The following is a 24600-nucleotide window of genomic DNA, read 5'->3' on the forward strand; positions in this document are numbered from 1 at the left end:
ATATTTAGGCTTCGCGCACCATGACCCAGTAGGCTTCTTAGGCCTGACGATGATTACCTCAGGTTCCATCGTGCCAGCGTCTTTTGAACGCAAGGACCTAATCAATTCGCGTTTCGAGATGGGCGAGACCTTCGGCTATTTCATGACGATTGCGCGCGATGCCCTCGACGAGGCCGGTGGCCCTCGTACTCCATGGGCGCTGTACACGATGGTCATGTCGATGTGGTCCACCATCCACGGTTTCGCGCACCTGACAACCTTTGGCGCGCTGCGCGACCAACCCCGTGAATTCCTCTTTGACCTAGCCTCACGCATCTTCGACATCGAGCTCGTGGGCATCGCGGAGCACTTGGGAATCAAGGGCCAGATTCAAGGATTTTAGTGGTCGAAAAGAAGAAACCGGCTTTAAGCGGTAGATGACTACTGCCCAAAGCCGGTTTCTTTTCCGGTTTGGTCGGACTAACAGGATTTGAACCTGCGACCCCTACACCCCCAGTGTAGTGCGCTACCAAACTGCGCCATAGTCCGCCGTCACATCTCGAGGATGCGACCTGAATAGATTACATCAGTAGTATTCACTGATTCCAATCGCCTGTGTGAGCTGGGTATTGCTTAAAAATCGCCGGTGCTATATACCCACTGCCCTTGCGTGCGCCGGAACTGGGAGCGCTCACGCTGGGAGCCTGCGGCCGCGCCTTTGTAGAAAGCTTCGAACTCCACGATTCCCGTATCATCGAGCGGGCCGCCATCGACGGTATCGATGATGTCCAGGCGATAAAAGCGGATACCGTTGTCTTCCAGGTGTAGGCGCTCTGGCCGGGTTTCCGGGTCCCAGGTGCGCAGTAAGTAATCCTCATCGCCGGTCACGAAGGCCGAAAAGCGTGAGCGCATGAGGGCCTCTGCGGTCGGGGCGGGCTTGCCGCCGTGGAACTTGCCGCAGCATTCGCCGAAGCAAAGCCCGAGCCCACAAGGGCAGCGGGCTTCGGGGCTCAAGGGGTTGAGCACGATCATGCTTCGACGTCCACGATTTGGGCGGCGCCCAGCAACTGCTCAACAGGAGAGGACTTCGCGGCCTCGAGCAAGGTCGACTTCTGCTGCGCGGAAAGATCGCCCACAAGCTTTATGCGGCGCTCAAACGTCGTGTCCCCCACATGGGTGACGTTGACCTGGACGTCGTCGAGCGGCATGCCTTTGGAGGCTTCCTTAATTGTCTGCGTGGTCGATGCAGCTAGCGCGGACATCAGCAGGCCCTCCGCGGTAAAACCTTGGCCCTTTCCGCCCTGCTTCTTGGGGCGGTCAGCCGTGACGCTGCGCTCATTGTGGCGAACCACCACGCCGAACTTAGTGCCGACTGCCGGCTGCGCTTCAGCTGCGGTTTCATCGATGTGGGCTGGTACATTCTCCGGCACGATGAACTGCTCGAACCAAGCACCAATGAGGTCTGCGGCGCGGGCAGCGGCACCCTGCTTGGTGATGAGGTGGTCTGCCTTGTCCAAGGCCACCAAGGACTTGGGGTAGCGCGTCTTTAAGAAGATGTTCTGGGCATTGTCGATGCCAACGGTTTGGTCGATCGGGGAGTGCAAGATCATCAGCGGCTTGCGCAGCCGGCGCAGGTATTCCTCTGGGGTGGTATCCGCCAAGTCTTCGAGGAAGTGGCGGGAGATGGTCAGCGCGCGACCGCCGAGGATGACCTCGACCTCGCCGTTTGCGTCGACCTCACCAATCTTGTCGGCGTAGTGCAAAACAGAGTGGGCAGGATCAAATGGTGCGCCAATGGTTGCTACTGCCTTGAGCGAGCGAATACCGCTTGCCGCTGCCAGGGAGGCGGCGCCGCCCAAGGAGTGGCCCATCAGAAGCTGCGGAGCGGAGTAGTTTTCAGCCAGCCAGTTTGCTGCAGCCTGAATATCAGCAACATTTTGGCTGAAGTTGGTCTCACCGAAGTTGCCCTCGGACTGGCCGAGGCCCGGGAAATCGAAGCGCAGGGTGGCTACGCCGAAATTGGTGAGCTGCTTAGATACGCGAGCTGCACCGGGAGTGTGGCGCGATCCAGCAAAGCAGTGCGCGAAGATCGCAAAGGCTTGTGGCGCGGAGTCAGGAAAGTCAATGGTACCCGCCATCATGGTTCCAGTGGAGGACGGGAGCTTCACGTTCACAGATTGCATAAAGACTAGGATATAGAGCCGTCTCTACATAGGCCACAGAGGGTTAGCTAGAGTCGGTAGAGTTAAAGATTTACTTAAGAAGCATTCAACAGTAACGGAGACGAACATGGGTGCATTTGGCTGGTTTTGGAAGGCCATGGGTGCGCAGAGCGAGCGGAACGATAAAAAGGCGAAAGCCATCGTGGATAGCTCCGGTGCTGCGACCCAGGAGCTATCCGCGCTTGACGACGCCGCCGTGGCACAAGCCGCCCGCGACTCTGTGCGTGAGGGTGAAATCGCAGATAAAGCGCGATTTTTGGCAGCCCTTGCCGTGGCCAGCGAGCGTACGCTTGGCATGCAACCTTTCCACGTTCAGTCCCAAGCGGTGTTGCGCCTGCTTTCCGGAGACGTCATCCAGATGGCCACTGGTGAGGGCAAGACCCTCGTCGGAGCCATGGCCGCAACCGGCTTTGCGCTGACCGGTAAGCGCGTCCACCTTGTGACGGTAAACAATTACTTGGCTGATCGTGATGCTGAATGGATGCGCCCGCTAGTCGAATTTTTTGGCCTCACCGTAGACTCCGTGACGGAGAAGAAGGACGCCGCGCAGCGTCGCAAAGCGTATTCCTGCGACATTATTTATGCCCCAGTCAATGAGCTCGGCTTCGACGTGCTGCGCGATAACCAGATCACTAGTCGCGAGCAGACCGTGCAGGCGCGAGCCGACGTCGCTTTGGTAGACGAGGCTGACTCTGTTTTGGTCGACGAGGCCCTGGTTCCGTTGGTACTAGCAGGAAACCGTCCAGGAGAGGCTCCCACGGGTCACATCACCAATGTGGTTTCGCGACTTCGCGAGGACTTGGACTATGTCATCGCCGAAGATGGCCGTACCGTTGCTTTGACCGATGATGGCGCGGCACGCGTCGAGCGCGAGTTGGGCATTGACTCACTGTATTCCGAGGACAACATCGGGACGATTCTGGTCAAGGTGAATCTGGCTTTGCACGCCAAGGCCTTGCTGATTCGCGATATCCACTACATCGTTGTAGATGGCAAGTTGCAGCTAATCGACGCCTCCCGCGGCCGCGTTGCTGACTTGCAGCGCTGGCCGGACGGCCTGCAGGCTGCGGTGGAAGCTAAAGAAGGCCTTGAAGTCTCCGAGGGTGGCCGCATCCTCGACACGATCACTCTGCAGGAGCTGATGCGCCGTTACCCGACGGTGTGCGGAATGACCGGCACCGCGGTTGAGGCGACTGACCAGTTGCGTCAGTTCTATGATCTGCGCGTTTCTGTAATCGAGCGCAATAAACAATTGCAGCGTTTCGACGAGGCCGATCGCATTTATGCCACGGTCGAGGAGAAGTCGAAGGCTATTGTCGACGAAATCGTGGCCCTTAACGCTACTGGCCAGCCGGTTCTCGTGGGCACGCACGATGTCGCGGAGTCGGAGGATTTAGCCGAGGCACTTCGCGAACGCGGCGTCGAAGTCAGCGTGCTCAATGCCAAGAACGATGCTGAGGAAGCCCGCATCGTCGCCGAAGCCGGCGATATCGCACGCGTGACCGTCTCGACACAGATGGCCGGCCGCGGTACAGACATCAAGCTGGGCGGCGCAACTGAGGCCGACCGCGAGCAGGTTGCGCAGCTGGGTGGTCTCGCCGTCATCGGTACTTCGCGCCATCGCACCTCCCGCCTGGACAATCAGCTGCGCGGGCGTGCTGGACGCCAGGGAGACCCGGGCCTGTCGTTGTTCTTCGTGTCTTTGGAAGACGACGTCGTCAAGCAAGGCGGGGAGGACGAAGCCCTCTCGGCGCAGCCGGACGAAACTGGCCGTATTGAATCTAAACGCGTGGCAGACTTCGTGGCGCATTGTCAGCGCGTAACCGAAGGCCAGCTGCTGGAAATTCACGCACAGACATGGAAGTACAACCAGCTGTTGGCGGATCAACGCGTCATCATCGATGAACGCCGAGCGAAGCTGCTCGACACCGCACAGGCCTGGGAGGAATTAGCTGAGCGCGCTCCCGAACGTGCCGCGGAGCTTGCCGAACTTCCCGCAGAGGTAAAGGAAAAAGCCGCCCGCGAAATCATGCTCTACCATCTCGACCTGGCGTGGGCCGACCACCTAGAGCTGATGGACGATGTCCGTGAGTCGATTCACCTGCGCGCGATCGCCCGTGAGACGCCGATCGACGAATATCACCGCATTGCGGTCCGCGAGTTCAAGGAATTGGCGCAACGCGCCGTGGAGGAGTCAGTGGCTACCTTTAAGTCGGTGGACATTGATGAAAAAGGTGCTCACATGGAAGATTCGGGGCTTGCGCGGCCGAGTGCCACTTGGACCTATATGGTCTCTGATAACCCCTTGTCTGGCGGAGGAAATTCCGTACTTAAAGGAATCGGTAATATCTTCCGTTAACGTAATTTATGAAACAAATCTGGTGAGGATGCTCGCGGAAGCGGGCGAGTCGCTAGTATGGAATAAGTCCACATTAATCCGACACTTCGGAGGTAAAAATGAGCGAGCATACCGGTACGCCGGAACCGCAGGTAGAAACCACTTCTGTATTCCGTGCAGACCTTCTCAAGGAGATGGAAAACGGCGCTGCCGCCGGTAATGACACCTCCGTTGCAGGTGCGGAAAACCTTTCCGAGGGCCAGGCCCTCCTCGTTGTAAAGCGTGGTCCGAATGCAGGTGCCCGCTTCTTGTTGGACCGCCCAACCACCACCGCGGGTCGTCATCCAGAGGCAGACATCTTCTTGGATGATGTCACCGTTTCCCGTCGCCACGCTGAGTTCCGCGTGAACGAGGGCGAGTTTGAGGTCGTCGATGTCGGATCCCTGAACGGCACATACGTCAACCGCGAGCCGCGTAACTCCCAGGTTCTTCACGTGGGTGACGAGATCCAGATCGGCAAGTTCCGTCTGGTCTTCATCGCCAATCAATAAACACGTTTCGAGTCTTTAGAGAAATTCAAGAGAAGTATAGTGAGCGCAGCACAGTCTAAGGCCGCGGCCCTGTGGAAAGGGACCGCTAAGGCCAAAAAAGCCAAGACCATGTCGATCGGCGTCGTCCTGGAGCAACTGAATCAGCAGTTCCCAGACGTCACCGTGTCGAAGATTCGATTCCTTGAATCTGAAGGTCTAATCACGCCGCAGCGTACTGCCTCTGGTTATCGTCGTTTCACTCAGGAAGACGTTGACCGACTTCTCTACATTCTCACCACTCAGCGTGACAACTACACCCCGCTGAAGGTCATCCGTGAGCAGCTGGAAGCTATGGATTCCGGCCAGGTCACTGCAATCGTTTCTGCTGGCAAGGCAGAAACGTTGCTGAGCCCGGACCAGTTCCGTGCTCCGGTTATTACGCGTCTTACTGACGTAGAGGTTGCTGAGCAAGCAGGCTCCACTGAGGCGGAGGTTGCTGGCCTCGTCAAGATTGGCCTGATTAGCCCGGATGCATCGGGATTCTTTGATGCGGATGACGTCTCCGTAGTATCTGCCGCAGTGGCTCTTAAGGCATTCGGTTTTGAAGAGCGTCAGCTGAAGTCGCTGCGCAACAACGCCCGCCGCCAGGCAGATCTCATCGCGCAGGTTGCCTCCCCGGTGGCCAACTCCAACTCGGATACTGCCGTGCAGAAGGCCGAGGAATTGTCACAGCAGATGACCGCTCTGGTTGTTTCGCTGCACGCGACCATGGTCAAGACTGACCTGCGTCACGAATACAACTCCTAGATTTCCCGATTTCGCCGCTAGGCCTAGTGCTAGCGGCCCACATTAAGCTCTCTGTCACCACGCGGCGGGCAAATGTGGGAGAGTGGAGAGCATGGGAAAAATTAGTCTTGAGTTCCACGGCATCCACGTTATGGAGCCGGAAAGCGAACTATGCGCTCTTATGCGCTGGGTAGAAGGAAACCGCATCCTTCCCGTTTGGCTCTCGCAACTAGAAGGCGCGCGCGTCATGCAGCGCCTCGACGGTTATAGCGAAACCCGCCCCACCACACACGACCTTCTAATCGAGCTCATTGAGCAACTCGGTGGCGTGGGCTCCATTGAGATTGTTAACTATTACGAAGGCACCTTTATGGTCGACATCGTCGATGCGGCGGGTGAGGCGCACGACGCAAAGCTTAGCGATGCTCTGGTGGTTTCGGAACACTTCAATGTGCCAATCACTGTAGAAAAAGAGCTGTTGTCTAAAGTTGCCGTCTTTGTCTCGGATGACGATATGGATGCCTACTTTGATTTCCATTTCGATCCGCCCGCCGACGATGCTGGTGAGGAAGTGGTGAAAACGTCCAGCTCAGATAGCTCCGCTTCGGGTAATCCGCAGGCAGATGCTGATTTCGAGGCGATGATGCGCTCGCTGGGTGTCTCTGAAGAGGACTTTTTTGAAACGGAAGATAAAAAAGATTCTAATGACACGCGTGTGACTAATGATGACAATGGGGACGAAGAAGTCTAAAGTAAAGCTAGAGAGTTTGGCCAAGCCTTGGCCTCTAGCCTTGACGGGGTTAGGGCCGTGGCCTTTAATTAAGCCTTAGAGGCTTCCAACAAACCCCATTGGAGTAATTACGTGAGCATCAACGAGAACCTAGACGAGTACAACGCCTCCCACGGCGCAGGCAAGGGCTACGTGCAAGAGTCGCTCTTCGACGTCGGACCGGACGAAGAGCTCGGCTACCGTGTGCCGATCGCCTGCCAGGTAGCCGGCATTACTTATCGTCAGTTGGACTACTGGGCACGCACCAATCTGGTCAACCCGTCCATTCGCAACGCTCGTGGCTCAGGCTCCCAGCGTCTGTACTCCTTCAAGGACGTTCTGGTTCTCAAGATTGTCAAGCGTCTGCTCGATACCGGTATTTCCTTGCAGAACATTCGCCTGGCAGTTGAGTCCCTGCGTGACCGCGGCGTTAACGACCTTGCAGAGCTGACCCTCGTCTCCGACGGAACCACCGTTTACGAGTGCCGTTCCAACGATGAAGTCATTGACCTCCTGGCAGGCGGCCAGGGCGTTTTCGGCATCGCGGTCCCGGGCATCCTGAAGGAGCTTTCCGGCACTATCTCTTCCTTCCCGGCAGAGCGCCTGGACGAATTCAAGGACGAGACCGTCATTGGCATCGACGAGCTGGCTGCACGCCGCAACCGCAAGTCCTCCTAGGTTCTAGGCCGCGTAAAGCGGCCTTGCTACCGCGGGAACCCGCGGGGCAGATTTAAAACGCTTACAGTCCCCAACTCGAGCTCACGTGAGTTGGGGACTGTAAGCGTTTTAGCGTTTTCACTTATCTGGAGAACGGGCTAGTAAAGCATTAGCTCTAGGCGCACCGCAGCCGGATTTCTAAATGGTGAGGACGCGACGTAAAAGCTGTGCTTGATGTATAGCGCTGATGCTGGTGTTGCGCGACCTCACCATCTGATCCTCACCATTTGGACCTCACCATTTGCAGCGAAAGACAGAGACGCTACGGGGGGGAGAGAGGCCCCGAGGCGGCGTAAGGCCAGCAGTGGCGATTAAACGCCTGCGGCTTGATTTAGGGCTTCCTCGAGGGCAGCCTGGTCGGCAGGATCGGTGACTTCGGTGAAGGAATCGGCGGCGTCGTCAAGCACTGCGTCTTTTCCCCAGGGCCAATATGCACGACGGAAAGCGAGACGTTGTCGCTCTTGGCATCGGCGAGAGCTTGCTGGAAAGTTGGATCATCCATGTCTTGGGCCGTACCGGTGGTAACGAGCAGAACCTTGGCCTTTTGCTCGGTGCCTGCGGCTTGGTCGGCTGCGTTTGCCACCGCTGCGGTCACGGCGCTGCGGGTCTGCGGAACGCCGCCGGTTCCAAACTGCTGCAGGGCAAAGGCCACTGGGCCAGCCTCCCCATAGCCGATGTTCTGGCGGTAGCCCACCGTCGCGGTCTCAGACAGTGGGGAAGAGTAGTTCCACAGGCCTACCAAACCAGACTTTTCGCCCAGTGCGTTCGCGGTGTTGCCCAAGGCCTGCGTTACCTGGTTGAAATACGGTGCCAGGCCCTCGGAGGTATCGAGGAGAACCAGGGTATTTTCGGCGAACGCGGCAGGCTTATTTTCCTCTGGTTGCTTCTCCTCGGAAGAAGGAGCGCTTTCTGAAGACTCAGGCGCAGAGCTTTCGGCGGCGCTGCTTTCTGCTTGCTCATCGCGCGCGGCAGCATCAGAAATTGCTGCTTCTGATTCCTCGGCTGGCTCTACTGCGGAAGACGCTGCTGCAGTGGTGGTCGAGGCGTCATCGTTGCCGCGGAAAAGGAAATAGGCGCCGACGGCGAGTGTGAGGATCAACGCTGCCAGGAGGGCCAATACCCAGCCTGCCACTGCGAATGTGTTTTTGCCGTTGGAATGTCTTGCCACGAAAGTTCCTTCCACACTGGGGCGGTAATAGCCGTTCTCACAACCGGATATCGAGCCTTAAGGAGGCCACATTAATGGTTGCTAATTGTAGCCGCCATGGCTTCGTCAACGATGGCGACAAGCCGTTGGCGCAATGGTTTGGCTTTCTGGGCCAGCCCGCGCTGGCGCTCCACATATTCCGCCTTGCCTACCGCGGTTTCGATTGGGACCACGCCGAAGCCCCACCCACGGCAATCATAAGGTGAGGCTTCCATGTCGAGAGTTCTGGCTTCGATGGCAAGTTCCAGCGTTTCGATGAACAGTTCGCCTGGAACCAGCGGGCCGAGTTTCCACGCCCACTTATAGAGGTCCATTGTGGCGTGGACGCAGCCGGCCTGGTCACTGTCTGGCTGGCCCTCACGGGTCAAGACCGTGAGGTTGAGCGGGCGCGCAGGCTCCGTGAAAAGCGGAAAGCATCATAATGCGTGCAGCGAATGCGATGGGATTCCACCACCTCGTTGGTGCGTTGGGCACCAAGGCGTAGCGGCAGGTCATGGCGCGGTGAGTCCGTCTTGTAGACCATGGCCCACTCATGCAGCCCGAAGCAATCGAACTGAGCCGGATTGGTGGTTGTTTTAGCCATCAGGTTGCGGATATAGGTGATGGAATCGCCCCGCCGTGCCCAGAAGGTTTCCAGGTCAAGGGTTACACCTTGCTCTGTGCGATGGTAGTCCCGCCATTCCTCATGCGGGATCGTGCCCGGCGTGCCGGCGAGCGTGACGTTAAAGCCAGGGTGCCAACGGCGCAAATGCGAGGGACGCACCGGATAGTACTCGAAGAGGAAGTCATAAACCGGGTGATAGTCACCGGGATGGCGGAACTGGGATAGCAGCGCGTCGGCGCGGGCGACGTGGGCGTCATGGCGTGGACACCACTCCTGCTCAGTCAGCAGCATCAGCGCTGACCACCACCTCGGCGGCGAGAGCCACCTGGCTTTCCGTTGCGGGAGCGGTAGCCCTTGCCGTTGCCGGATGCTCTGCGGTTTGTGGAGTTGCGGCCCGAGCCCTTCTTCGGCTGATTAGGCGTACCCTGCGAGCCATTCCGGGATCCGGCCGGCTTTTTCTTCCCGCCTTGCTGGGAAGATACATTCTGATTCGGTGGAGGAAGGGGAGTACCGCTTGGCTTACGCGCGCCGGTGATCTTGGCTAGCTCTGGGGCACCGGCGGGGTTGGGGCGATCGCTGAGATCGAGTTCTGCTGCCGCAACGCCGGCCTTCTTGATGAGCTTGGCAACTTCCTCACGCTGTTGGTCCATAACTAGTGTTACCACGGCACCTGATGCGCCGCCGCGCGCGGTACGACCAGCACGGTGCAGATAAGCCTTGTGCTCAGCTGGTGGGTCAACGTGGACGACTAGGGAAACGTTCGCGATGTCGATGCCGCGGGCAGCAATATCGGTAGCCACGAGAACCGGCACGGATCCGTCGGCGAAGCCCTCAATCGCCTTGGTGCGTGCGCCTTGGCCCTTATCGCCGTGCAGTGGCAATGCATTGATGCCCACACGGCGCAGCTTCTTGGCTTGGCGGTCGACGCCATGCTTGGTGCGCATGAACATGATCGTCTTGCCCTCACGTGCGGCGATTCGCACGACGACGTCGTTTCGCGCGTCGCGGTCGCCCACGAATACGAGGTGGTGTTCCATCGTGTCCACGGCAGCCTCGACAGGCGCGGTGGAGTGTGTTACTGGGGAGTGCATGAACTGGCGCACCAGCTTGTCCACATCACCGTCGAGGGTGGCAGAAAACAGCAAGCGCTGGCCGTCGGCAGGCGTGAGCTTTAAGAGCTTGCGTACCTGCGGCAGGAAGCCCATGTCCGCCATGTGGTCAGCCTCATCGAGCGCTGCGACAGAGACATCCTCCAAGGAGAGCTTGCCCTGGTTGATGAGGTCCTGTGCACGGCCCGGCGTGGCAACCAAAAGGTCGACGGGACGTGCCAGCGAACGGATGTGATGATTGATGTTCACGCCGCCGACCACGGAAAGCACGCGCAGGCCCAAGGCATTAGCTGGGTCGTTGAGGCGCTCGTGGATCTGGGTGGCAAGCTCGCGGGTGGGCGCGAGCACTAGGCCGCGTGGCCGGCCAGGCTTAGAGGCGCCGGATTTAGCCAGGCGCGCGAGCATCGGCAGGCCAAAGGTAAAGGTCTTGCCGGAGCCTGTCGGGCCGCGGCCAAGCACGTCCTTGCCAGCGAGCGCATCGGGGATAGCCGCCTGCTGGATGGGAAAAGGTTCGGTGATGCCCTGCTTGTTGAGGACACGCACGATTTCTTGAGGTAAGCCGAGTTCGGCGAAAGTAGTCATTGCCTTAAAGCTTAGTGGCCAACGCTTCTTAGACCGCAATCCAGGCAAAGCAAAAGCGCTAGGCACCCTCCACAGAAGAGAACCTAGCGCCTTGGAAGAAGGCTGAAAAAGCCTTTTTACATCTCAGTCAGGCTGCGGTCGCCGGACCACTCGATGTGGAAGGTGCCTTCCTTGTCCACGCGCTTGAAGGTGTGCGCACCGAAGAAGTCACGCTGACCCTGAATCAGCGCAGCCGGCAGACGCTCAGCGCGTAGGCTGTCGTAGTAGGACAGGGAGGAAGCGAATACCGGCACCGGCAGGCCCATCTGGGTTGCGGCAACGACAACGCGACGCCACGGAGCGATGAGTTCGGCGAGCTCGCCCTTGAAGTATGGGTCGAGGATGAGAGCAGGCAGCTGCGGGTTGGTGTCATAAGCCTCGCGGATGCGATCCAGGAACTTCGCGCGGATGATGCAGCCGCCGCGCCAGATGGTGGCAAGATCGCGCGGGTCAACGTCCCAGCCGAACTGCTCGGAGCCAGCCTTGATCTCATCGAAGCCCTGCGAGTACGCGATGAGCTTGGAGGCGTAAAGGGCACGGCGTACGTCCTCGATGAACGCCTGCTTGTCGACATCCGAGGGGATGAGGCCTGCTGGCAGCTCACCGTCTTGCGCAGCTGCGCGCTGAGTAGCAGAAGAAGACAGTGCGCGGGCGAAGACTGCCTCTGCGATGGCGGTGACTGGTACGCCGAGCTCTAGGCCGTTGATGGCGGTCCAGCGGCCAGTGCCCTTTTGGCCGGCGGCGTCCAGGATGACGTCGACAAGCGGCTTGCCCGTTTCTGGATCGTTCTGTGCGAGTACCTCAGCGGTGATCTCAATCAGGTAGGAATCGAGGTCGCCGGAGTTCCATTCCTTGAATACCTCAGCGATTTCTGCCGGCTCCAAGCCCGCGCCGTAGCGCAGCAGCTGGTATGCCTCGCCGATGACTTGCATGTCGGCGTACTCGATGCCGTTGTGGACCATCTTGACGAAGTGGCCAGCACCATCCGGGCCGATGTGGGTAACGCACGGGGTGCCGTCGACTTCAGCGGCGATGGACTCGAGAATTGGGCCCAGAGTCTCCCAAGATTCAGCCGGACCACCCGGCATAATGGAAGGACCGTTGAGAGCGCCCTCTTCGCCGCCGGAGATGCCCGCGCCGACGAAGTGCTTGCCCTTGGCAGCTACTTCCTTCTCACGGCGCATTGTGTCCGTGTAGAGGGCGTTGCCGCCGTCAATGATGATGTCGCCTTCATCCATGGCTTCTGCCAGCTGGTCGATGACTGCATCGGTAGCCTTGCCCGCCTGAACCATGATGATGGCCTTGCGTGGGCGCTCGAGAGAAGCGACGAAGTCCTCGATGGTCTCGGAAGGGATAAAGTTGCCTTCAGAACCGTGCTCTTCGATGAGCTTGTGGGTCTTTTCCGGGCTGCGGTTGTAGACGGCTACGGTGTTGCCGTTGTGGGCAAAGTTGCGGGCCAAGTTGGAGCCCATAACAGCCAAGCCGACAACGCCGATGTGGGCGAGTTCAGTCTTTTCAGTCATGGGCTCTATCCTACGTCAGAGTTTGCAGCTACTCTGTCATGGCATGAGCCAAGAAAACCCAGACAAGTTTGAACTCATGGCGAAAATGGTCGCCACCGTCCAAGAACGCCCGCTTTCCGCCGAGGAACTCGCGATTTTCAACGCCCACAACCACGGCTTTGGCGAGCTGCTCGGCCTGGATTTTACTTTTGTCTCGAAGGACGAAGTACGTGCCCAGCTTGAGGTCAAGCCTGAGCACCACCAGCCGTGGGGCGTTGCCAACGGCGGCCTTTATTGCTCCATCGCGGAATCCGTGGGCTCCATTGCATCCTTCGTTGCAGCGGCTGCACCGGTCGTTGGAATCAACAACAATACTGACTTCATCCGCTCAGTGTCTGACGGAATTCTGGAAGCAGTGGCAACACCAGTACAGCTGGGTCGGCGCACTCACATCTGGTGCATTGAGATGCGCAAAGCCGGCAAACTCATTGCGCGCACGAACCTGCGCACGATGGTCAACCCATAGTGCTGCGGACCCTAGGGAATGCTGTGTACTCCCTAGGGCGTTTGTTTCAGCCCTAGAGCCAGTGGTTGCGTCGGAACCACCACCACATGACCGCGACCACGAGCACCATGACGCCTAGCGCCATGAAGTAGCCGCCGCCCCAGTGCAGTTCCGGCATGACATCGAAGTTCATGCCGTAGATGCCGGCGACCAGGGTAGGGGCAGCCCACATGCCGACCACCGCGGAGATGGTGCGCATGTCGCTGTTTTGCTGCATGGTCACCTTGGCAACGGAGGCGTCGATAAGCGAGGTTAAGCGCTCGTCGAAGCCCGCAACCTGGTCCTTGACCACAAGCTCGTGGTCGTTGACGTCGCGCAGGTAGGAACGGATCTGCTTGGAGATGAGATCCTTGTGATCATTGGTCATGGCCTTTAGCGCTACCGAAAGCGGGTCAATGGCGTGCTTCATCTCCAAGATCTCACGCTTAAACATGTAGATCCTGTCGATGTTGAACTTGGTCTGTGGGGTAAAGACCTCTTCCTCGATCTCATCGATCTCTATTGCGATGAGGCGAACGATCTCGGAGTAGCGGTCCACCAGCATATCCAGAATCTTCCAGGCCATGGCCACGGGGCCGAGCTCGACCAAGTCCTGCTCATCCTGCACCGTGTACGCGAGGTTCGGCAGCTTAGCCGAGTGGCGCACCGTAATGATGAAGTTGTTGCCCAAAATCATCTGGACCTCACCAGTGGAGATGATCTGGCGCTTATCGGCAACCTCATCATGGTCGCGGTAGTTAACCGAGCGTGCGACGACGAAGAGCTGGTCATCATAGCGCTCCAGCTTGGGACGCTGGTGCGCCTGAACGGCGTCTTCCACAATCAGCTCGTGAATACCGAACTCGGAAGCGACCTTCGTCATCTGGGATTCATAAGGCTCATGCAGACCCACCCAAACGAATCCGCGGCCATATTCCTCGACGGTCCGGAGTGCGGAGTGAGGGGTGAACTCGCCCGGTAGTGCCTCGCCGTCGACGAAGACACGGCAGTGTTCTATCGCGCGCTCAGCTGGAACGGAGAAGGTGCGGGAGGAACTGGGAGGATCGTTTCTCTTGCGTGGCCTAAAGGGCGACGGGACAGACGGCATCGTTTCAGCCTCCTTCACTTCTATAACGTTTGCGCGCCAAAACAGGTTCGGCAGGCAGTTTTACTTAGCGGCTAAATCCTACACTGCTTAGGGCATATACTAGTTTTCATGCCTACCTGGAAAGAAGTAACCGCAGCTAACCCCGCGCACTCGGAGAATTTCGCACGCAAATGGAGGATGCTTGCTGCGCAGGGCAAAGACATCCATGGTGAAGCACGGCTTGCCGACGCCATGGTGGAACGTGGCTCTCGCATCCTCGACGCCGGCTGTGGCACGGGCCGCCTAGGCGGCGAGTTGGTGGGCCGCGGCCACACGGTGGTGGGCGTCGACGTGGACCCGATCCTGATTTCGCATGCCGAGCATGACTTTCCGGATGGCCAGTGGGTAGTCGGCGACTTGTCTGAAGACGAGATTCCCGAAGGCGATTTCGACCTAGCGGTATCTGCAGGTAACGTCATGACCTTCCTGGCAGTAGATGGCCGTGAGGCAGCCCTGCGCAATATCTACAACTCGCTGCATTCCGACGGCCGTTTTGTCGTCGGTTTTGGTGAGGGCCGCGGCTGGGCATTCGATGACTTCCTGACCTTAGCTAAGGAGGTGGGCTTCCGCGTTGATTTCCTTTTCTCCTCGTGGGATATGAAGGTCTTCAAGGAAAGCTCCACCTTCCTGGTGGCGGTTCTCACGCGCCCGGGCGCTGACCTTCTCTAAACGCGCTTGAGTAGCTGATACGAGCTGCTATGAAAGCCCTGCGAGGCGTCGCAGCATATGGCCATGGTCCACCGGGCCGTGGCCTTTTCCTACGTTTAGGGCATCCGCATTGGCAATCGCCTCGTGCAGCCAGGTGGTGGACCATTCCAGAGCCTCTGCTAGATCTTCGCCGGCGCCCAATCGTGCTGCCAGTGCCGAAGACAGTGAGCAGCCGGTGCCGTGGGTGTTCTTGGTCTCTACGCGCGGGCTCGATACCTGCACTAAGACGCCGTCCGCGCTTACAGCAGCGTTTCCTGCATCGCCGGATGGCAGGTGGCCGCCTTTGACGATGACGGCAGTGCCGGTATCAGCAGCCCAGCGCTGGGCGATGACCGTAGCCTCCTCGAAGGTCTGGGCCTGCGGAGTATCTGTGAGCACCGCGAGCTCCTTCAAGTTCGGCGTAATCACGGTGGCCTTGCTGCACAGCTGCCGCACTGCGGCCTCAGCTTGCTCGTCCAAGAGGCGATCGCCACTCGTTGCGACCATGACTGGGTCGAGAACAACCGGCGTGGAAGGTGCTAGCTGGTCTAGAAACTTTTCCACGGAGGCGGTGATATCTGCATTGCCGAGCATGCCGATCTTGACGGCGTCAACCGTGACGTCGTCAAGCACTGCGTCCAACTGGGCCTGTAGGAACTCCAGCGGCGGCGTGTGCACCGAGCGCACGCCCTGCGTATTTTGCGCCACCAGCGCCGTTCCCACGGACATGCCATAAGCACCCGCAGCCATAAACGCCTTCAAGTCCGCTTGGACGCCGGCGCCGCCTGTCGGATCGGTGCCCGCAATGGTCAATACGCGCGGCAAACTACCCCGTGGATGAGAATTCTTCACAACTATCCCTTCGCTAGTGCTAACTAAGTGCAGGTTCTAAGGGTCTAATCTCAGCCGCAGGCCTGCGGCACCCCTTGTTGTAGAAGTGAGATTAACAAAGACTGGGAGTGCACGAAGGCGGTTTGCCTAGTTTATCGGCAGGTAGTGCGTTGGAGGCCCCGTCTATTATCACGCAATGTTGCGGAGTTCAGATGCATCGACAAAAGAAGAGTCCAGCTCCCACGGCGTTGTGGGAGCTGGACAATGCATCAACCTAATGCGGACTATGCCCTAGTATTCGGTACTGCAACGTCAGAGATCTTTTGAACAATGACTTTCTGGCCCTTGAATTTGCCGCTCTTCATGATAGCTACGCCATGGCCTGCGTACTTGGCATCGTCAGCGCGCATGTTGGCGCGGTGGCCGCTGGAATTGTGCCAGCTGTTCCAGACGGCTTCGGACACATCATTGGTCATGATGATCGCAATGTTTTCGCGTTCATTGAACTTGGGGTCGTGGTAGAACTGGCCGGTCTCAGCAAGATAGTTTGCCCACTCCTGAGCGCGCTGATCCATCGTGCTGGAGCGCTGTACCGCCTCCAAACCATACTTTGCGCGGTACTTGTTGAGCTCGTTGAAGACGCGGGTTTGATCTGCAGCCACGTTGAAGTTTCCGTTGCTAGGGCTCGTAACCGAGGGATTGCCCGGCTGCGGTGCATTGGAGCTAGAGCCCACTGAACCGCCGGTGAAAATACCGACGAGAGTCAGGATGAGAGTGAGAAGGCCGGCCAGAATCTGCGGGACCATGTTGAGCAAGGAAGTAGGCATAGAGAACCGTCCTTGTAAGGAGAGAAGGGGTAGATACATTTCTCATATAACCACCCGTCACGCGTCTTCGGACGTGGTTCCGCAGAAACGAGATCAAGGACACAAAATCCCCCGCACACCAGGTGGGTTGGTGGTTGTGCGGGGGATAGCTGCAACAGTTAGAACAGCGACTATTTGGGCCTACTTGTTCTTGTTGATGAAGTTGCGAGCGATGCGCTGCTGCTCGGTGATTTCGAGGTTGCCGCGGTCGCGGGAGATCATGTTCTGGATCCAGTTCACCGCGACGGTGGTGCGGTTGCGGAAGCCAAGGACGTACATGATGTGCAGTCCCATCCAGGAAACCCAAGCCGGGAAGCCATCGAACTCGGTCTTGCCCATCTTCACAACCGCGTTGAAGCGGGAGATGACGGCCATGGAGCCCTTGTCGAAGTACTCGAATGCCTCGCGCTCGTTGGCGGTGGACTCCTCGTCGACCTTTGCCTTGATGAGCTTGGCCACGTGTGCGCCACCCTGGATCGCAACCTGTGCCACGCCAGGCAGGCGGTTCAGGGAGATCATGTCGCCGACCATGTAGACGTTGGAGTGCTGGCCCACGGTCAGATCATCATTAACGGAGACACGGCCAGCGCGGTCTGCTTCGACGCCTGCCTGGTCAGCAACCATCTTGCCCAGTGGGGAAGCGGCCACACCGGCGGACCAAATCTTGGTTGCGCCCTCAATGGTGACGACTTCGTCGTTCTTCATGTTCTTGTAAGTGACGGCGTCCTCGGTGACGTCAGTGACCATGGCATTCAGACGCACATCGACGCCAAGACGCTCCAGGGTGCGCTGCGCCTTGCGGCCCAGGCGCTTGCCGAATGGCGGAAGAACCTGCGGTGCGCCATCAAGCAGGTAGATCTTGGCGCTGGTGGTGCCGTAGTTGGAGTACTGGTCACGCAGAGTGCGGTTAGCCAGCTCGGCGATCTGGCCGGTCAACTCAACACCAGTTGGGCCGGCGCCGACGATGACGAAGGTCAGGAGACGCTCGCGCTCAGCTGGGTCGTCAACGAACTCGGCCTTTTCGAAGGCGGAGACGATTCGGGAACGCAGCTCCAGTGCGTCATCCAGGGTCTTCATACCCGGAGCGAACTCAGCGAAGTGATCGTTGCCGAAGTAGGACTGTCCAGCGCCAGCGGCGACGACGAGGGAATCGTAGGCGAAGGTACGCTGGAAGCCCTCCAGCTCAGCGGTAACGGTCTGGCCTTCCAGGTTGATGTCGGTGACTTCGCCGTTGACGAAGTGAGCGTTAGCCTGGTTGCGCAGTAGCTGACGGGTGGAAGGAGCAATCTCGCCGGCGGAAATCATGCCGGTGGCTACCTGGTACAGCATCGGCTGGAACAGGTGATGGTTCTTCTTATCAATCAGGGTGATCTCAACGTCAGCGTACTTCAGCTGCTGAACTGCATTGAGGCCGCCGAAGCCGGCGCCGATGACGACTACATGGTGGCGTCCGCCTGCAGGGCGGTAAGGGGTTTCAGCCATAGTGGGGAGATACCTTCCTAAGAAAGCGAAAAGTTTTGTACCGAATCAGTCTAAACCCTAGTCACCGTACATGCATACTTTATGTAGGCTAAACAGCTCCTTCTTCGGCATGGCGGCGCATCTAGGTGGGCTTTTCACACTAGGGTTAATTGGAAGCCTTCGTGCACGTAGACGTTTGCCAAGGAGAAAACCGGACCAATGGGTGATTTTCCACATCTAGCCACCATCGATGCCAATCAGTGGCCGAGCGTAGCGACGCTTCCGGCGGTGAGCTTTGCACGTTTTAAAGCCCGGCGTGCGGAGGCGGAATTCGCCAAGGCCTGTGATCTCGCGGAGTTGGATCTGGATCCTGAATCTAAGGCAGAGGGCGGACCAGACCTTTCCGTGTTGCACGACGCCCTCTTCATTCGCATCGCAGCCACCGGCTGGCTTGGATTCGCGGAGTCTTATCTGGCGGGCGAGTGGACCACCGCTGACTCTGACAAGCTGGTCAAGGTATTGAGTGGACTACTGCGTGCGAAATATCGCCCGAAGGCGCGCGAGCTCGAGGTCGAGCATTCCACCCCGGGTGAGCTACCCGTGGAATTGGTGCGTCTTTATGCCGGTGATGGCTATACCCATTCGGGTGGCATCTTTGCCAGCGGCGTTCCGACGACGGTCCGGGAGGCGGTGCCGAGCTTTAGCCCACAGGCTGGCCGCAAGGAACCTAAGGAGCACTTCGTTGATGTCACTCACGTTAGTGAGCCGACTGCGGTGGACCGCACCGACCTGAAGGATGGCCAAAAGCGTGCTGCGCAATGGCTTCTCGACGCCACGCGCACCGGCGCCGGCACTCATCTGCTGGTTTATCCCGCAGCCGGAATGAATGTGGCTGTCGAAGCAGTCAACAGGCGGGCGACGGTGGACGTGCTGACTGCCGACGCCGAGCAAGTCGAGGACTTCAACGAAACCCTAGTGCTCGAGGGCGCGGCAGATTCGGTACAGATTCAGCAGATCGATGACACCGTGCCGCATCCGAAACAATGGCGTGGTCGCTACGACGCGATCGTCAGCGTGGAAAAGCTAGAGCTGCTTACGCCCGCAGAGCGTAAGCGCTTCGTGGGGATGCTGGATCGCTCTCTGATCCCAGAGGGTAGGGTCGCGCTCACCTCGACTTTCGCTACCGAGACGATGACCCCGGCTGCCCGTTCGGCGATACAGGTTCTGCGCGCCTATGTCTGGCCCGGACTGGATTACCCAACGCTCGAGGAAACGCACAAGCTCTTCGACCGCAACTCGAATCTGCGCATCATCGCGCAGACGCACGTGGGCGGTCACTACGTGGAATCGCTACGCGAGCAGCGCAGCTACTTCGATGGTCATCTACGCGAAGCCGCGGCGGCAGGTTTCGATCCTGTGTTCCGCCGCCTGTGGACTTTCCAGTTTGCGCTGCGCCAGGCTTTGCTGGAGCTTGGCCAGGTGGATGCCGTGCAACTCACGGCCACCCACCGCCACCGTGGTGGCCGCCGTTAAGGCGTGACCACTGGGCGCGAAGCCCGCTCGAGCAGTACCGCGATTGAGTCGTAGGCCTTGCCGGAGATCATCTCCAGGCCCATCTCACAGGTGCGGTTGTCGGAGACGAAGGCATCGAAGTCTTCCGCCTCCAAGCTGGCTCGCTCCTCGCGGGTGGCAGATTCCACCAGCTCCGGGTGCAGCATGACGCGGTCACCAGCGGAGCCGCAACACATGGCGCCCTCTGGCACCTTGGCTTCACCGCAGAGTCCGGCCAGGGCAACGAGGTCATCGCTGATACCCATGTGGTGGGTAGAACACGTCGGATGGACTGCAATCTTGCCCATAGAGTGCACGATCGGCAGGTGAGGGGCCACTTCATCGCGCAGCCATTCCACAACATCCATGATGCGCAGCTGATCCCACAGTTTTAGCTCGGCGTCGGCAAGCGCCTCTGGCACGTTGTCGAGCAAGCCATGAGTGCAGCTGGCGGCGTCGACAATGATCGGCAGTGCGCCCTCGTCGGACCACTGCCAGAGATCGCGCACGATCTTGGTGGCTTGGTAGGTAAAACCCTCCTTATAGCCCTTGGATGACCACGGGGTGCCGCAGCAATCGCCGGCTACGTCGTTTGGAATCCACACCGGCTGTCCCGAGCGCCGCCCGAGCTCCACGACGGCGCGCGGTAGATCAACGGAGTCTGGGGCTGCGCCGGCCGGACGACCAAAGATGCGGTTGATGCAGGCAGGGAAGTAGAGCGCCTGCGCGCCCTCGCGGGGTGTCTCCGGTAGGCGAGAGGCGCCCTTTGGAAGAGGCCCCGGAACGGTGGGCAGAAGGTCGGGCGAGACCACGTTGCGAGCCATGTTGGTGCCCAGTTCGAGTGGCTTGTGCGGGATTTTATTGGCAGAGATGACACCGGCGCGGGCGAGCTTTTCGACGACCTCCCAGCGTTGGGCGGTGCTCAGTGCGACCTTTTCTGCCTTTGGACCTGCTTCCTGCTTGCGCAGCTGCTTCATCACAGCACCGGTGTCTATGCTGATCGGGCATGGAATGGAGCAGGTGCCATCGGCAGCGCACATGTCGACCGCGTCGTACTGGTATTCCTCCTGCAACTTGCGCAATACCTTGGAACCTTCTGGTTGGCGAGCCATCTCGCGGCGCAAGACGATGCGCTGGCGTGGTGTCACGGTAGCGTGGCGCGAAGGGCAAACGGGCTCGCAGAAGCCACACTCCACGCAGGGGTTGATGGTGTCTTCGACCTTGGGGAAGGACTTGAAGTTCTTCAAATGGACCGAGTTGTCGCGCGTGAGCTTCACATTTGGCGCAAGGATTCCGTGCGGGTCAAGCATCTCTTTGACCTCCCAGAACAGTTCGAAAGCCTCGGGGCCCCATTCGTGCTCGAGGAAGGGAGCCATGTTCACTCCGGTGCCGTGCTCGGCCTTCATCGATCCCTGGTATTTGTCGATGACTAGCTCGGCCAATTCGTCCAAGAAGTTGGCGTAGGCTTCGCGCTCTTCCTCGATGTCGAAGCGTGGGGTAAGGAAGAAGTGAAGGTTGCCAAAGGCCGCGTGCCCCATGACGGACTCCGGATAGCCGTATTTGTGCTGTAAGTCCAGCAGGTCCGCTGCGGCATTGCCAACCTCTGCAGGCGGGAAGCAGACGTCTTCGGTGATATAAGTGGTGCCGTTGGGGCGGTCGGCGCCGAGCAGGCCATAAAGACCGTTTCGCAGTTCCCAGGCGCCGCGCATGCCTTCGGCAGTGGTCTCGAATTCGACTGGGCGTAGCAAAGGCGCGTCTTTGAGGACGCCTTGCAGCCTTTCCATGGCGTCATGAAGATCGTCTTCGTTAGCACCGCCGACCTCCAGCAGCAGCGCCGCTGCATCGTCGTCGAGGTCTTTCCAGGAAGCTGGCGCGTGCGAGTAGTGCTCGGCAGAGCGACGCATGACTGGTGCCACGAGCAGTTCGCAGGCCTCGGCGCCTGCCTCCATGATGGGGTGCACGAAATTCGCGGCATCACGCAGGTTCGGTAGCTCAACCCAAGTCGTGGCTTTGACCGTGGGGAGCTTGACGGTTTTCATTACCGATTCAACGATGGCGCCAAAGATGCCCTCGGAGCCGACCATGAGACGTTTCAAGATATGGACTGGCTCGTCCTCGTCTAAGAATGCATCGATGCGCAAGCCATTGGTGTTACGGATGGAGAACTTCTTGCGCAGGAACTGAACCATCTTTTCGTCAGCACGCAGGCGATCCCGGAAGGCGAGAAGAGCTGCGTGCAATTCGGGCTCTTGCGCCTTGAACGCGGCGTCGCCGCGCGCCGTGTCCACGATGGTGCCAGACGGCAGTACGAAGACTAGCTCTTCGACGCAGTGGTAACTGTCGCGTTCCAAAGAACAGCGCATACCGCCGGAGTTATCCGCTAGAACGCCGCCGATGGTGCATACGGAAGTAGAACCTGGGTCTGGTCCCAGCATGAAGCCGTGGCGCCCAAGCACCGCCTGCGCATCTCCCAGGATTACGCCCGGGCGCGACCATAGCTTGGTGCCACTGTCCCGAATTTCCATTCCGGAGAAGTGGCGCTTGATGTCTACCAGAATGTCATCGGACATCGCTTGGCCGTTAAGGGAGGTTCCCGCCGCGCGGAAAGTCATGTGGCGGCCGTTGTTGCGGCAGTAGCGCATCAATGCGACGAGATCCTGCGCGCTACGTGGAGATACAACAATTTGGGGGATGGAGTGATACGGACCAGCGTCGGAAGAGAAGCGAACGAGATCACTCAGACGCCCGTGCACGTTGGCTTCACCAACGATAGCCTCCATGTCTTTGATAAGCGGCAGGGGAGAGCCGTTGGTGAATTTCGGGGGCACAGCGTCGGCCTGGCTGATAGCCCCGGCCGGGCGGGAAATTTTTGTGGAGTCGGGTGAAAGGAGCTTCTTCATACATTAAAAGTAGCGGTATATATCTATTAACCGATAGTAAGTGTTGCCTAACGTGCAGGAGATGGGGCTTCTAGCCAAACAGTGGTGACTTTCGTGGCTGCACATGCAGAACTCTGGTCTGGCTTCAGCATTGGCGCTTCAGTTCTTTACGCCGGAGGCTGCGTTGCCTGGCGTCGTTGCTGCGGTGTGGGCGAACATTACTGGCGCTGTGATCGCGGCGCTGGTTCGCCGCAAGCCTTCGGCGGGAGACAGCGGACCCAGAGGCGAGTCGAGGCTGTCAGTGAGTCTGACTCTAGCGCCCGGCGGGAGGCAGACGAGGTTTCTGTGCCTGCCGGTTAGATGGGAGATTGGCCAGCCCAATCTAAAATGACATAATGTACATTATCGGACATTTATCGATATGGATAAACAGGATCGCCCGCCATTTTCGCGGTTGGCCGGCATACACTTACACCACCGTTTAAAGTAACTGTGACTTTAAGCGGTGGTGTTTCCGTTACTGGCGTTTGTATGCGTTAAACAATTGGAACCCCGTCAGACATCCCAATAAGACTACAACGCCGAGCAACAACCACATCTGTTGGATGCCGACGAATATGCCAAAGTCAATCAGTACGACGAGCCTGAACCAGATGATCGGAATCAGATGCTTGGAGTTCATCACTATCTGATTTTCTACTTCTCGAGCGTTACGCGGATATTAACTTCGCCTTCTTCGGCGATCTTTGCGGCGATTAGTTCTGGTGTCTCAATTCCATAATCCAGTCGGTTCTCTAGAATGTTGCCGCCCAGGACAATCGTCTTGTCGTCACGGACAACGTCAAAGTCTTCACTAACCTTCTTCGTCTTGTCCTTAATAGTAAGCTCGCCTGTCAGCGTCACCTTGGCCACCGAGCCGTCCTCAGGAACGTTCGACAAGTCAGCGGGCTCCGTCAGCTTGAAGCTGGCCTCCGGGTACTCGCGCGTGATGAAGAGCTTGTCCTTCATATTCTGGTCGCGGACCTTCTTATCCGTGGTCAGGTTGGTCATATCGACAACGATTGTGCCTTCTTCAACCTTTTGGTCCTTGATTACTGCCTGACCTTCAACTTCCTTGGTGGAACCCGAGGTGCGGGTTTTCTCAGCAGGTAGGATTTCGTCGATGCTGAAGCCAACTGAGGTGAAATTATGCGGCGTACCAGCAATAACGTGCCAATTGCCGTCTAGTTCAGTGCTTGCTGGCTTGGTATGTGCGGCGTCGACAGGCTTGGTCTCTACACCACGACCCATGTAGATCGAGTAAAACAGCGGGCCAAGCGCCACCAAGGTTGCAATGAGGATCAGCACCACGAAAATGGAGATGACCAGCTTGCGGTTACGTAGAAGTTTCTGCATTTGTCCTTACCTCAATTCCTCGAGCCGGCGTGCCAGAGTGACAAGCTCCGTGCACAGCTGTTGAAGCTCTTTAGTGTCCGCGCCTTCCTGTGCGGCAATCCCGATGTCCTCTGCGGAGCAACGCAGCTCAAACAGGCCGTCGCGAAGCGCGTCAGCGCGTTCGGGCGTCATGATGACAGCGTCTTTCGGAATCGAGGTTCCAGAGACGTTGTTGCGCTGCTCGTATGCTCGTTGTTTGCAAGATGGGCTGCAGAATTTACGAGGGCGTCCGCGCCCTCCTTGCGGGATCTCCTTGCCGCACCATTGGCATGTGGCTTGGGCGCGGTCGCGGGTAGCTTGACGGATCACCTGATACACCTTAGTCCATTTATCCCGGGGTGGGAACAAACCCGCGGAGCACTTCGTTATACTGTTAGTTTCTTGGGTGATGTATGTCTACCCTTCCAAGCACACTTTATGAAAAGGATGATGTTGCATGGCAGATCGCGTACTCCGTGGTAGCCGCATGGGCGCCGTCAGCTACGAGACGGACCGTGACCACGATCTCGCACCACGCCAGATGGTCAAGTACCGTACCGAAGACGGTGACATCTACGAAGTTCCTTTCGCAGATGATGCGGAAATTCCTGAGGAGTGGATGTGCAAGAACGGTAAGCTTGGCACCCTGATTGAGGGCGAAGGCGTTGAGTCCAAGCCAGCTAAGCCGCCACGCACCCACTGGGATATGCTGCGTGAACGCCGCTCCATTGAGGAGCTGGATGAGCTTCTCAGCGAGCGCATTGAGAACCTGCGCTCCCGCCGTCGTTCTGCCGCTCGCCTGCTCAAGGAACAGCAGGAGAACCAGGGCTAGTGCGG

General features: G+C 58.5%; 22 protein-coding genes, 1 tRNA gene, 2 pseudogenes and 1 riboswitch. Of the genes and pseudogenes, 11 read left to right on the forward strand and 14 right to left on the reverse strand.

Annotated features, from left to right (window positions below; all coding sequences use genetic code 11):
* Positions 1-382, forward strand: a 382-nt coding sequence (locus HMPREF2724_RS06930; protein WP_210386686.1) for a TetR-like C-terminal domain-containing protein, incomplete at its 5' end; no start/stop codon positions are given.
* Positions 383-451: 69 nt separating this feature from the next.
* On the opposite strand, the gene HMPREF2724_RS06935 is transcribed toward HMPREF2724_RS06930, so the two are convergent.
* The 3 genes from HMPREF2724_RS06935 to HMPREF2724_RS06945 all read right to left on the reverse strand — a co-directional run bounded on the left by HMPREF2724_RS06935 (position 452) and on the right by HMPREF2724_RS06945 (position 2162).
* Positions 452-528, reverse strand: a tRNA-Pro gene (locus HMPREF2724_RS06935).
* Between the two features lie 84 nt (positions 529-612).
* Complete coding sequence (locus tag HMPREF2724_RS06940; RefSeq protein ID WP_062034979.1) at positions 613-1011, reverse strand: YchJ family protein; 399 nt, start codon at positions 1009-1011, stop codon at positions 613-615.
* Positions 1008-2162 (reverse strand): bifunctional alpha/beta hydrolase/OsmC family protein, encoded by a 1155-nt coding sequence (locus tag HMPREF2724_RS06945; RefSeq protein WP_070587958.1) that lies wholly within the window; start codon positions 2160-2162, stop codon positions 1008-1010. Before HMPREF2724_RS06945 ends, HMPREF2724_RS06940 begins: the two co-directional genes overlap by 4 nt.
* A gap of 106 nt (positions 2163-2268) precedes the next feature.
* Between HMPREF2724_RS06945 and secA2 the strand changes: the two genes are divergently transcribed.
* The 5 genes from secA2 to HMPREF2724_RS06970 all read left to right on the forward strand — a co-directional run bounded on the left by secA2 (position 2269) and on the right by HMPREF2724_RS06970 (position 7302).
* Complete coding sequence (secA2, locus tag HMPREF2724_RS06950) at positions 2269-4560, forward strand: accessory Sec system translocase SecA2 (protein WP_070587960.1); 2292 nt, start codon at positions 2269-2271, stop codon at positions 4558-4560.
* 98 nt (positions 4561-4658) lie between these two features.
* Complete coding sequence (gene odhI, locus HMPREF2724_RS06955; RefSeq protein ID WP_062034986.1) at positions 4659-5090, forward strand: oxoglutarate dehydrogenase inhibitor Odhl; 432 nt, start codon at positions 4659-4661, stop codon at positions 5088-5090.
* A 39-nt stretch (positions 5091-5129) separates the two neighbouring features.
* The gene (locus HMPREF2724_RS06960; protein ID WP_070455644.1) at positions 5130-5876 is read left to right on the forward strand and encodes a transcriptional regulator FtsR; all 747 of its coding nucleotides are present in this window, start codon (positions 5130-5132) and stop codon (positions 5874-5876) included.
* Between the two features lie 91 nt (positions 5877-5967).
* Positions 5968-6606, forward strand: coding sequence for a bifunctional nuclease family protein (locus HMPREF2724_RS06965; RefSeq protein WP_070455643.1), 639 nt, complete (start codon positions 5968-5970; stop codon positions 6604-6606).
* Positions 6607-6723: 117 nt separating this feature from the next.
* Positions 6724-7302: a MerR family transcriptional regulator gene (locus tag HMPREF2724_RS06970; protein WP_141748361.1), complete on the forward strand. Its 579-nt coding sequence runs from the start codon at positions 6724-6726 to the stop codon at positions 7300-7302.
* 370 nt (positions 7303-7672) lie between these two features.
* Here the strand turns inward: HMPREF2724_RS06970 and HMPREF2724_RS06975 are convergent, their stop codons facing one another.
* The 4 genes and pseudogenes from HMPREF2724_RS06975 to gndA all read right to left on the reverse strand — a co-directional run bounded on the left by HMPREF2724_RS06975 (position 7673) and on the right by gndA (position 12405).
* Positions 7673-8509, reverse strand: coding sequence for a VWA domain-containing protein (locus HMPREF2724_RS06975; protein ID WP_246818226.1), 837 nt, complete (start codon positions 8507-8509; stop codon positions 7673-7675).
* A gap of 71 nt (positions 8510-8580) precedes the next feature.
* Positions 8581-9443 (reverse strand): annotated as a pseudogene (locus tag HMPREF2724_RS06980) (3-methyladenine DNA glycosylase).
* Complete coding sequence (locus tag HMPREF2724_RS06985; protein WP_070587963.1) at positions 9443-10843, reverse strand: DEAD/DEAH box helicase; 1401 nt, start codon at positions 10841-10843, stop codon at positions 9443-9445. The pseudogene HMPREF2724_RS06980 and the gene HMPREF2724_RS06985 overlap by 1 nt, the downstream one beginning before the upstream one ends.
* A 116-nt stretch (positions 10844-10959) precedes the next feature.
* Entirely contained in the window at positions 10960-12405 is a 1446-nt protein-coding gene (gene gndA / locus HMPREF2724_RS06990; RefSeq protein WP_062034992.1) for an NADP-dependent phosphogluconate dehydrogenase, read from the reverse strand.
* Positions 12406-12448: 43 nt separating this feature from the next.
* Between gndA and HMPREF2724_RS06995 the strand changes: the two genes are divergently transcribed.
* A complete protein-coding gene (locus HMPREF2724_RS06995; protein WP_246818227.1) occupies positions 12449-12910 on the forward strand; it encodes a PaaI family thioesterase in 462 nt (153 codons plus the stop codon).
* A gap of 52 nt (positions 12911-12962) precedes the next feature.
* On the opposite strand, the gene corA is transcribed toward HMPREF2724_RS06995, so the two are convergent.
* Entirely contained in the window at positions 12963-14036 is a 1074-nt protein-coding gene (gene corA, locus HMPREF2724_RS07000; protein ID WP_061922546.1) for a magnesium/cobalt transporter CorA, read from the reverse strand.
* 108 nt (positions 14037-14144) lie between these two features.
* Here corA and HMPREF2724_RS07005 point away from each other — a divergent pair, with 108 nt between their 5' ends.
* A complete protein-coding gene (locus HMPREF2724_RS07005) occupies positions 14145-14744 on the forward strand; it encodes a class I SAM-dependent methyltransferase (protein WP_070587966.1) in 600 nt (199 codons plus the stop codon).
* A 27-nt stretch (positions 14745-14771) separates the two neighbouring features.
* Here the strand turns inward: HMPREF2724_RS07005 and thiD are convergent, their stop codons facing one another.
* From thiD to HMPREF2724_RS07020, 3 genes are all read right to left on the reverse strand, one after another.
* Entirely contained in the window at positions 14772-15614 is an 843-nt protein-coding gene (gene thiD / locus HMPREF2724_RS07010) for a bifunctional hydroxymethylpyrimidine kinase/phosphomethylpyrimidine kinase (RefSeq protein ID WP_070587969.1), read from the reverse strand.
* A riboswitch (TPP riboswitch) is annotated at positions 15602-15699 on the reverse strand. It overlaps the preceding gene by 13 nt.
* Positions 15700-15877: 178 nt before the next feature.
* Entirely contained in the window at positions 15878-16420 is a 543-nt protein-coding gene (locus tag HMPREF2724_RS07015; RefSeq protein ID WP_070587972.1) for a CAP domain-containing protein, read from the reverse strand.
* 180 nt (positions 16421-16600) lie between these two features.
* Complete coding sequence (locus tag HMPREF2724_RS07020; RefSeq protein ID WP_062035000.1) at positions 16601-17941, reverse strand: NAD(P)/FAD-dependent oxidoreductase; 1341 nt, start codon at positions 17939-17941, stop codon at positions 16601-16603.
* Positions 17942-18139: 198 nt separating this feature from the next.
* Here HMPREF2724_RS07020 and HMPREF2724_RS07025 point away from each other — a divergent pair, with 198 nt between their 5' ends.
* Complete coding sequence (locus HMPREF2724_RS07025) at positions 18140-19453, forward strand: class I SAM-dependent methyltransferase (protein ID WP_070587976.1); 1314 nt, start codon at positions 18140-18142, stop codon at positions 19451-19453.
* On the opposite strand, the gene HMPREF2724_RS07030 is transcribed toward HMPREF2724_RS07025, so the two are convergent.
* Positions 19450-22371: an FAD-binding and (Fe-S)-binding domain-containing protein gene (locus HMPREF2724_RS07030; protein ID WP_070587980.1), complete on the reverse strand. Its 2922-nt coding sequence runs from the start codon at positions 22369-22371 to the stop codon at positions 19450-19452. The genes HMPREF2724_RS07025 and HMPREF2724_RS07030 overlap by 4 nt on opposite strands.
* A gap of 106 nt (positions 22372-22477) precedes the next feature.
* Here HMPREF2724_RS07030 and HMPREF2724_RS13205 point away from each other — a divergent pair.
* A pseudogene (locus HMPREF2724_RS13205) lies at positions 22478-22606 on the forward strand (bile acid:sodium symporter family protein); the annotation flags it as partial.
* Positions 22607-23046: 440 nt separating this feature from the next.
* Here the strand turns inward: HMPREF2724_RS13205 and HMPREF2724_RS07035 are convergent.
* Positions 23047-23745 carry a YceI family protein gene (locus HMPREF2724_RS07035; RefSeq protein WP_070587982.1) on the reverse strand — a complete coding sequence of 233 codons (699 nt, stop codon included), beginning with the start codon at positions 23743-23745 and terminating at the stop codon, positions 23047-23049.
* A 6-nt stretch (positions 23746-23751) separates the two neighbouring features.
* The gene (locus HMPREF2724_RS12415) at positions 23752-24090 is read right to left on the reverse strand and encodes a hypothetical protein (RefSeq protein ID WP_082778601.1); all 339 of its coding nucleotides are present in this window, start codon (positions 24088-24090) and stop codon (positions 23752-23754) included.
* A gap of 130 nt (positions 24091-24220) precedes the next feature.
* Between HMPREF2724_RS12415 and HMPREF2724_RS07040 the strand changes: the two genes are divergently transcribed.
* A complete protein-coding gene (locus tag HMPREF2724_RS07040; RefSeq protein ID WP_061922522.1) occupies positions 24221-24595 on the forward strand; it encodes an RNA polymerase-binding protein RbpA in 375 nt (124 codons plus the stop codon).
* Positions 24596-24600: the final 5 nt, after the last annotated feature.

The sequence above is a fragment of the Corynebacterium sp. HMSC071F07 genome (assembly GCF_001810285.1).
Taxonomy (GTDB): domain Bacteria; phylum Actinomycetota; class Actinomycetes; order Mycobacteriales; family Mycobacteriaceae; genus Corynebacterium; species Corynebacterium simulans.

Bases quoted from the DNA above. Each gene is read 5' to 3' on its own strand.
- HMPREF2724_RS06985 (WP_070587963.1), bottom strand. From the start codon at position 10,843: ATGACTACTTTCGCCGAACTCGGCTTACCTCAAGAAATCGTGCGTGTC.
- HMPREF2724_RS07040 (WP_061922522.1), top strand. From the start codon at position 24,221: ATGGCAGATCGCGTACTCCGTGGTAGCCGCATGGGCGCCGTCAGCTAC.
- corA (WP_061922546.1), bottom strand. From the start codon at position 14,036: ATGCCGTCTGTCCCGTCGCCCTTTAGGCCACGCAAGAGAAACGATCCT.
- HMPREF2724_RS07005 (WP_070587966.1), top strand. From the start codon at position 14,145: ATGCCTACCTGGAAAGAAGTAACCGCAGCTAACCCCGCGCACTCGGAG.
- HMPREF2724_RS07025 (WP_070587976.1), top strand. From the start codon at position 18,140: ATGGGTGATTTTCCACATCTAGCCACCATCGATGCCAATCAGTGGCCG.
- HMPREF2724_RS06965 (WP_070455643.1), top strand. From the start codon at position 5,968: ATGGGAAAAATTAGTCTTGAGTTCCACGGCATCCACGTTATGGAGCCG.
- HMPREF2724_RS07035 (WP_070587982.1), bottom strand. From the start codon at position 23,745: ATGCAGAAACTTCTACGTAACCGCAAGCTGGTCATCTCCATTTTCGTG.
- HMPREF2724_RS06945 (WP_070587958.1), bottom strand. From the start codon at position 2,162: ATGCAATCTGTGAACGTGAAGCTCCCGTCCTCCACTGGAACCATGATG.
- HMPREF2724_RS06940 (WP_062034979.1), bottom strand. From the start codon at position 1,011: ATGATCGTGCTCAACCCCTTGAGCCCCGAAGCCCGCTGCCCTTGTGGG.
- HMPREF2724_RS07015 (WP_070587972.1), bottom strand. From the start codon at position 16,420: ATGCCTACTTCCTTGCTCAACATGGTCCCGCAGATTCTGGCCGGCCTT.
- HMPREF2724_RS07020 (WP_062035000.1), bottom strand. From the start codon at position 17,941: ATGGCTGAAACCCCTTACCGCCCTGCAGGCGGACGCCACCATGTAGTC.
- HMPREF2724_RS07030 (WP_070587980.1), bottom strand. From the start codon at position 22,371: ATGAAGAAGCTCCTTTCACCCGACTCCACAAAAATTTCCCGCCCGGCC.
- secA2 (WP_070587960.1), top strand. From the start codon at position 2,269: ATGGGTGCATTTGGCTGGTTTTGGAAGGCCATGGGTGCGCAGAGCGAG.
- odhI (WP_062034986.1), top strand. From the start codon at position 4,659: ATGAGCGAGCATACCGGTACGCCGGAACCGCAGGTAGAAACCACTTCT.
- gndA (WP_062034992.1), bottom strand. From the start codon at position 12,405: ATGACTGAAAAGACTGAACTCGCCCACATCGGCGTTGTCGGCTTGGCT.
- HMPREF2724_RS06995 (WP_246818227.1), top strand. From the start codon at position 12,449: ATGAGCCAAGAAAACCCAGACAAGTTTGAACTCATGGCGAAAATGGTC.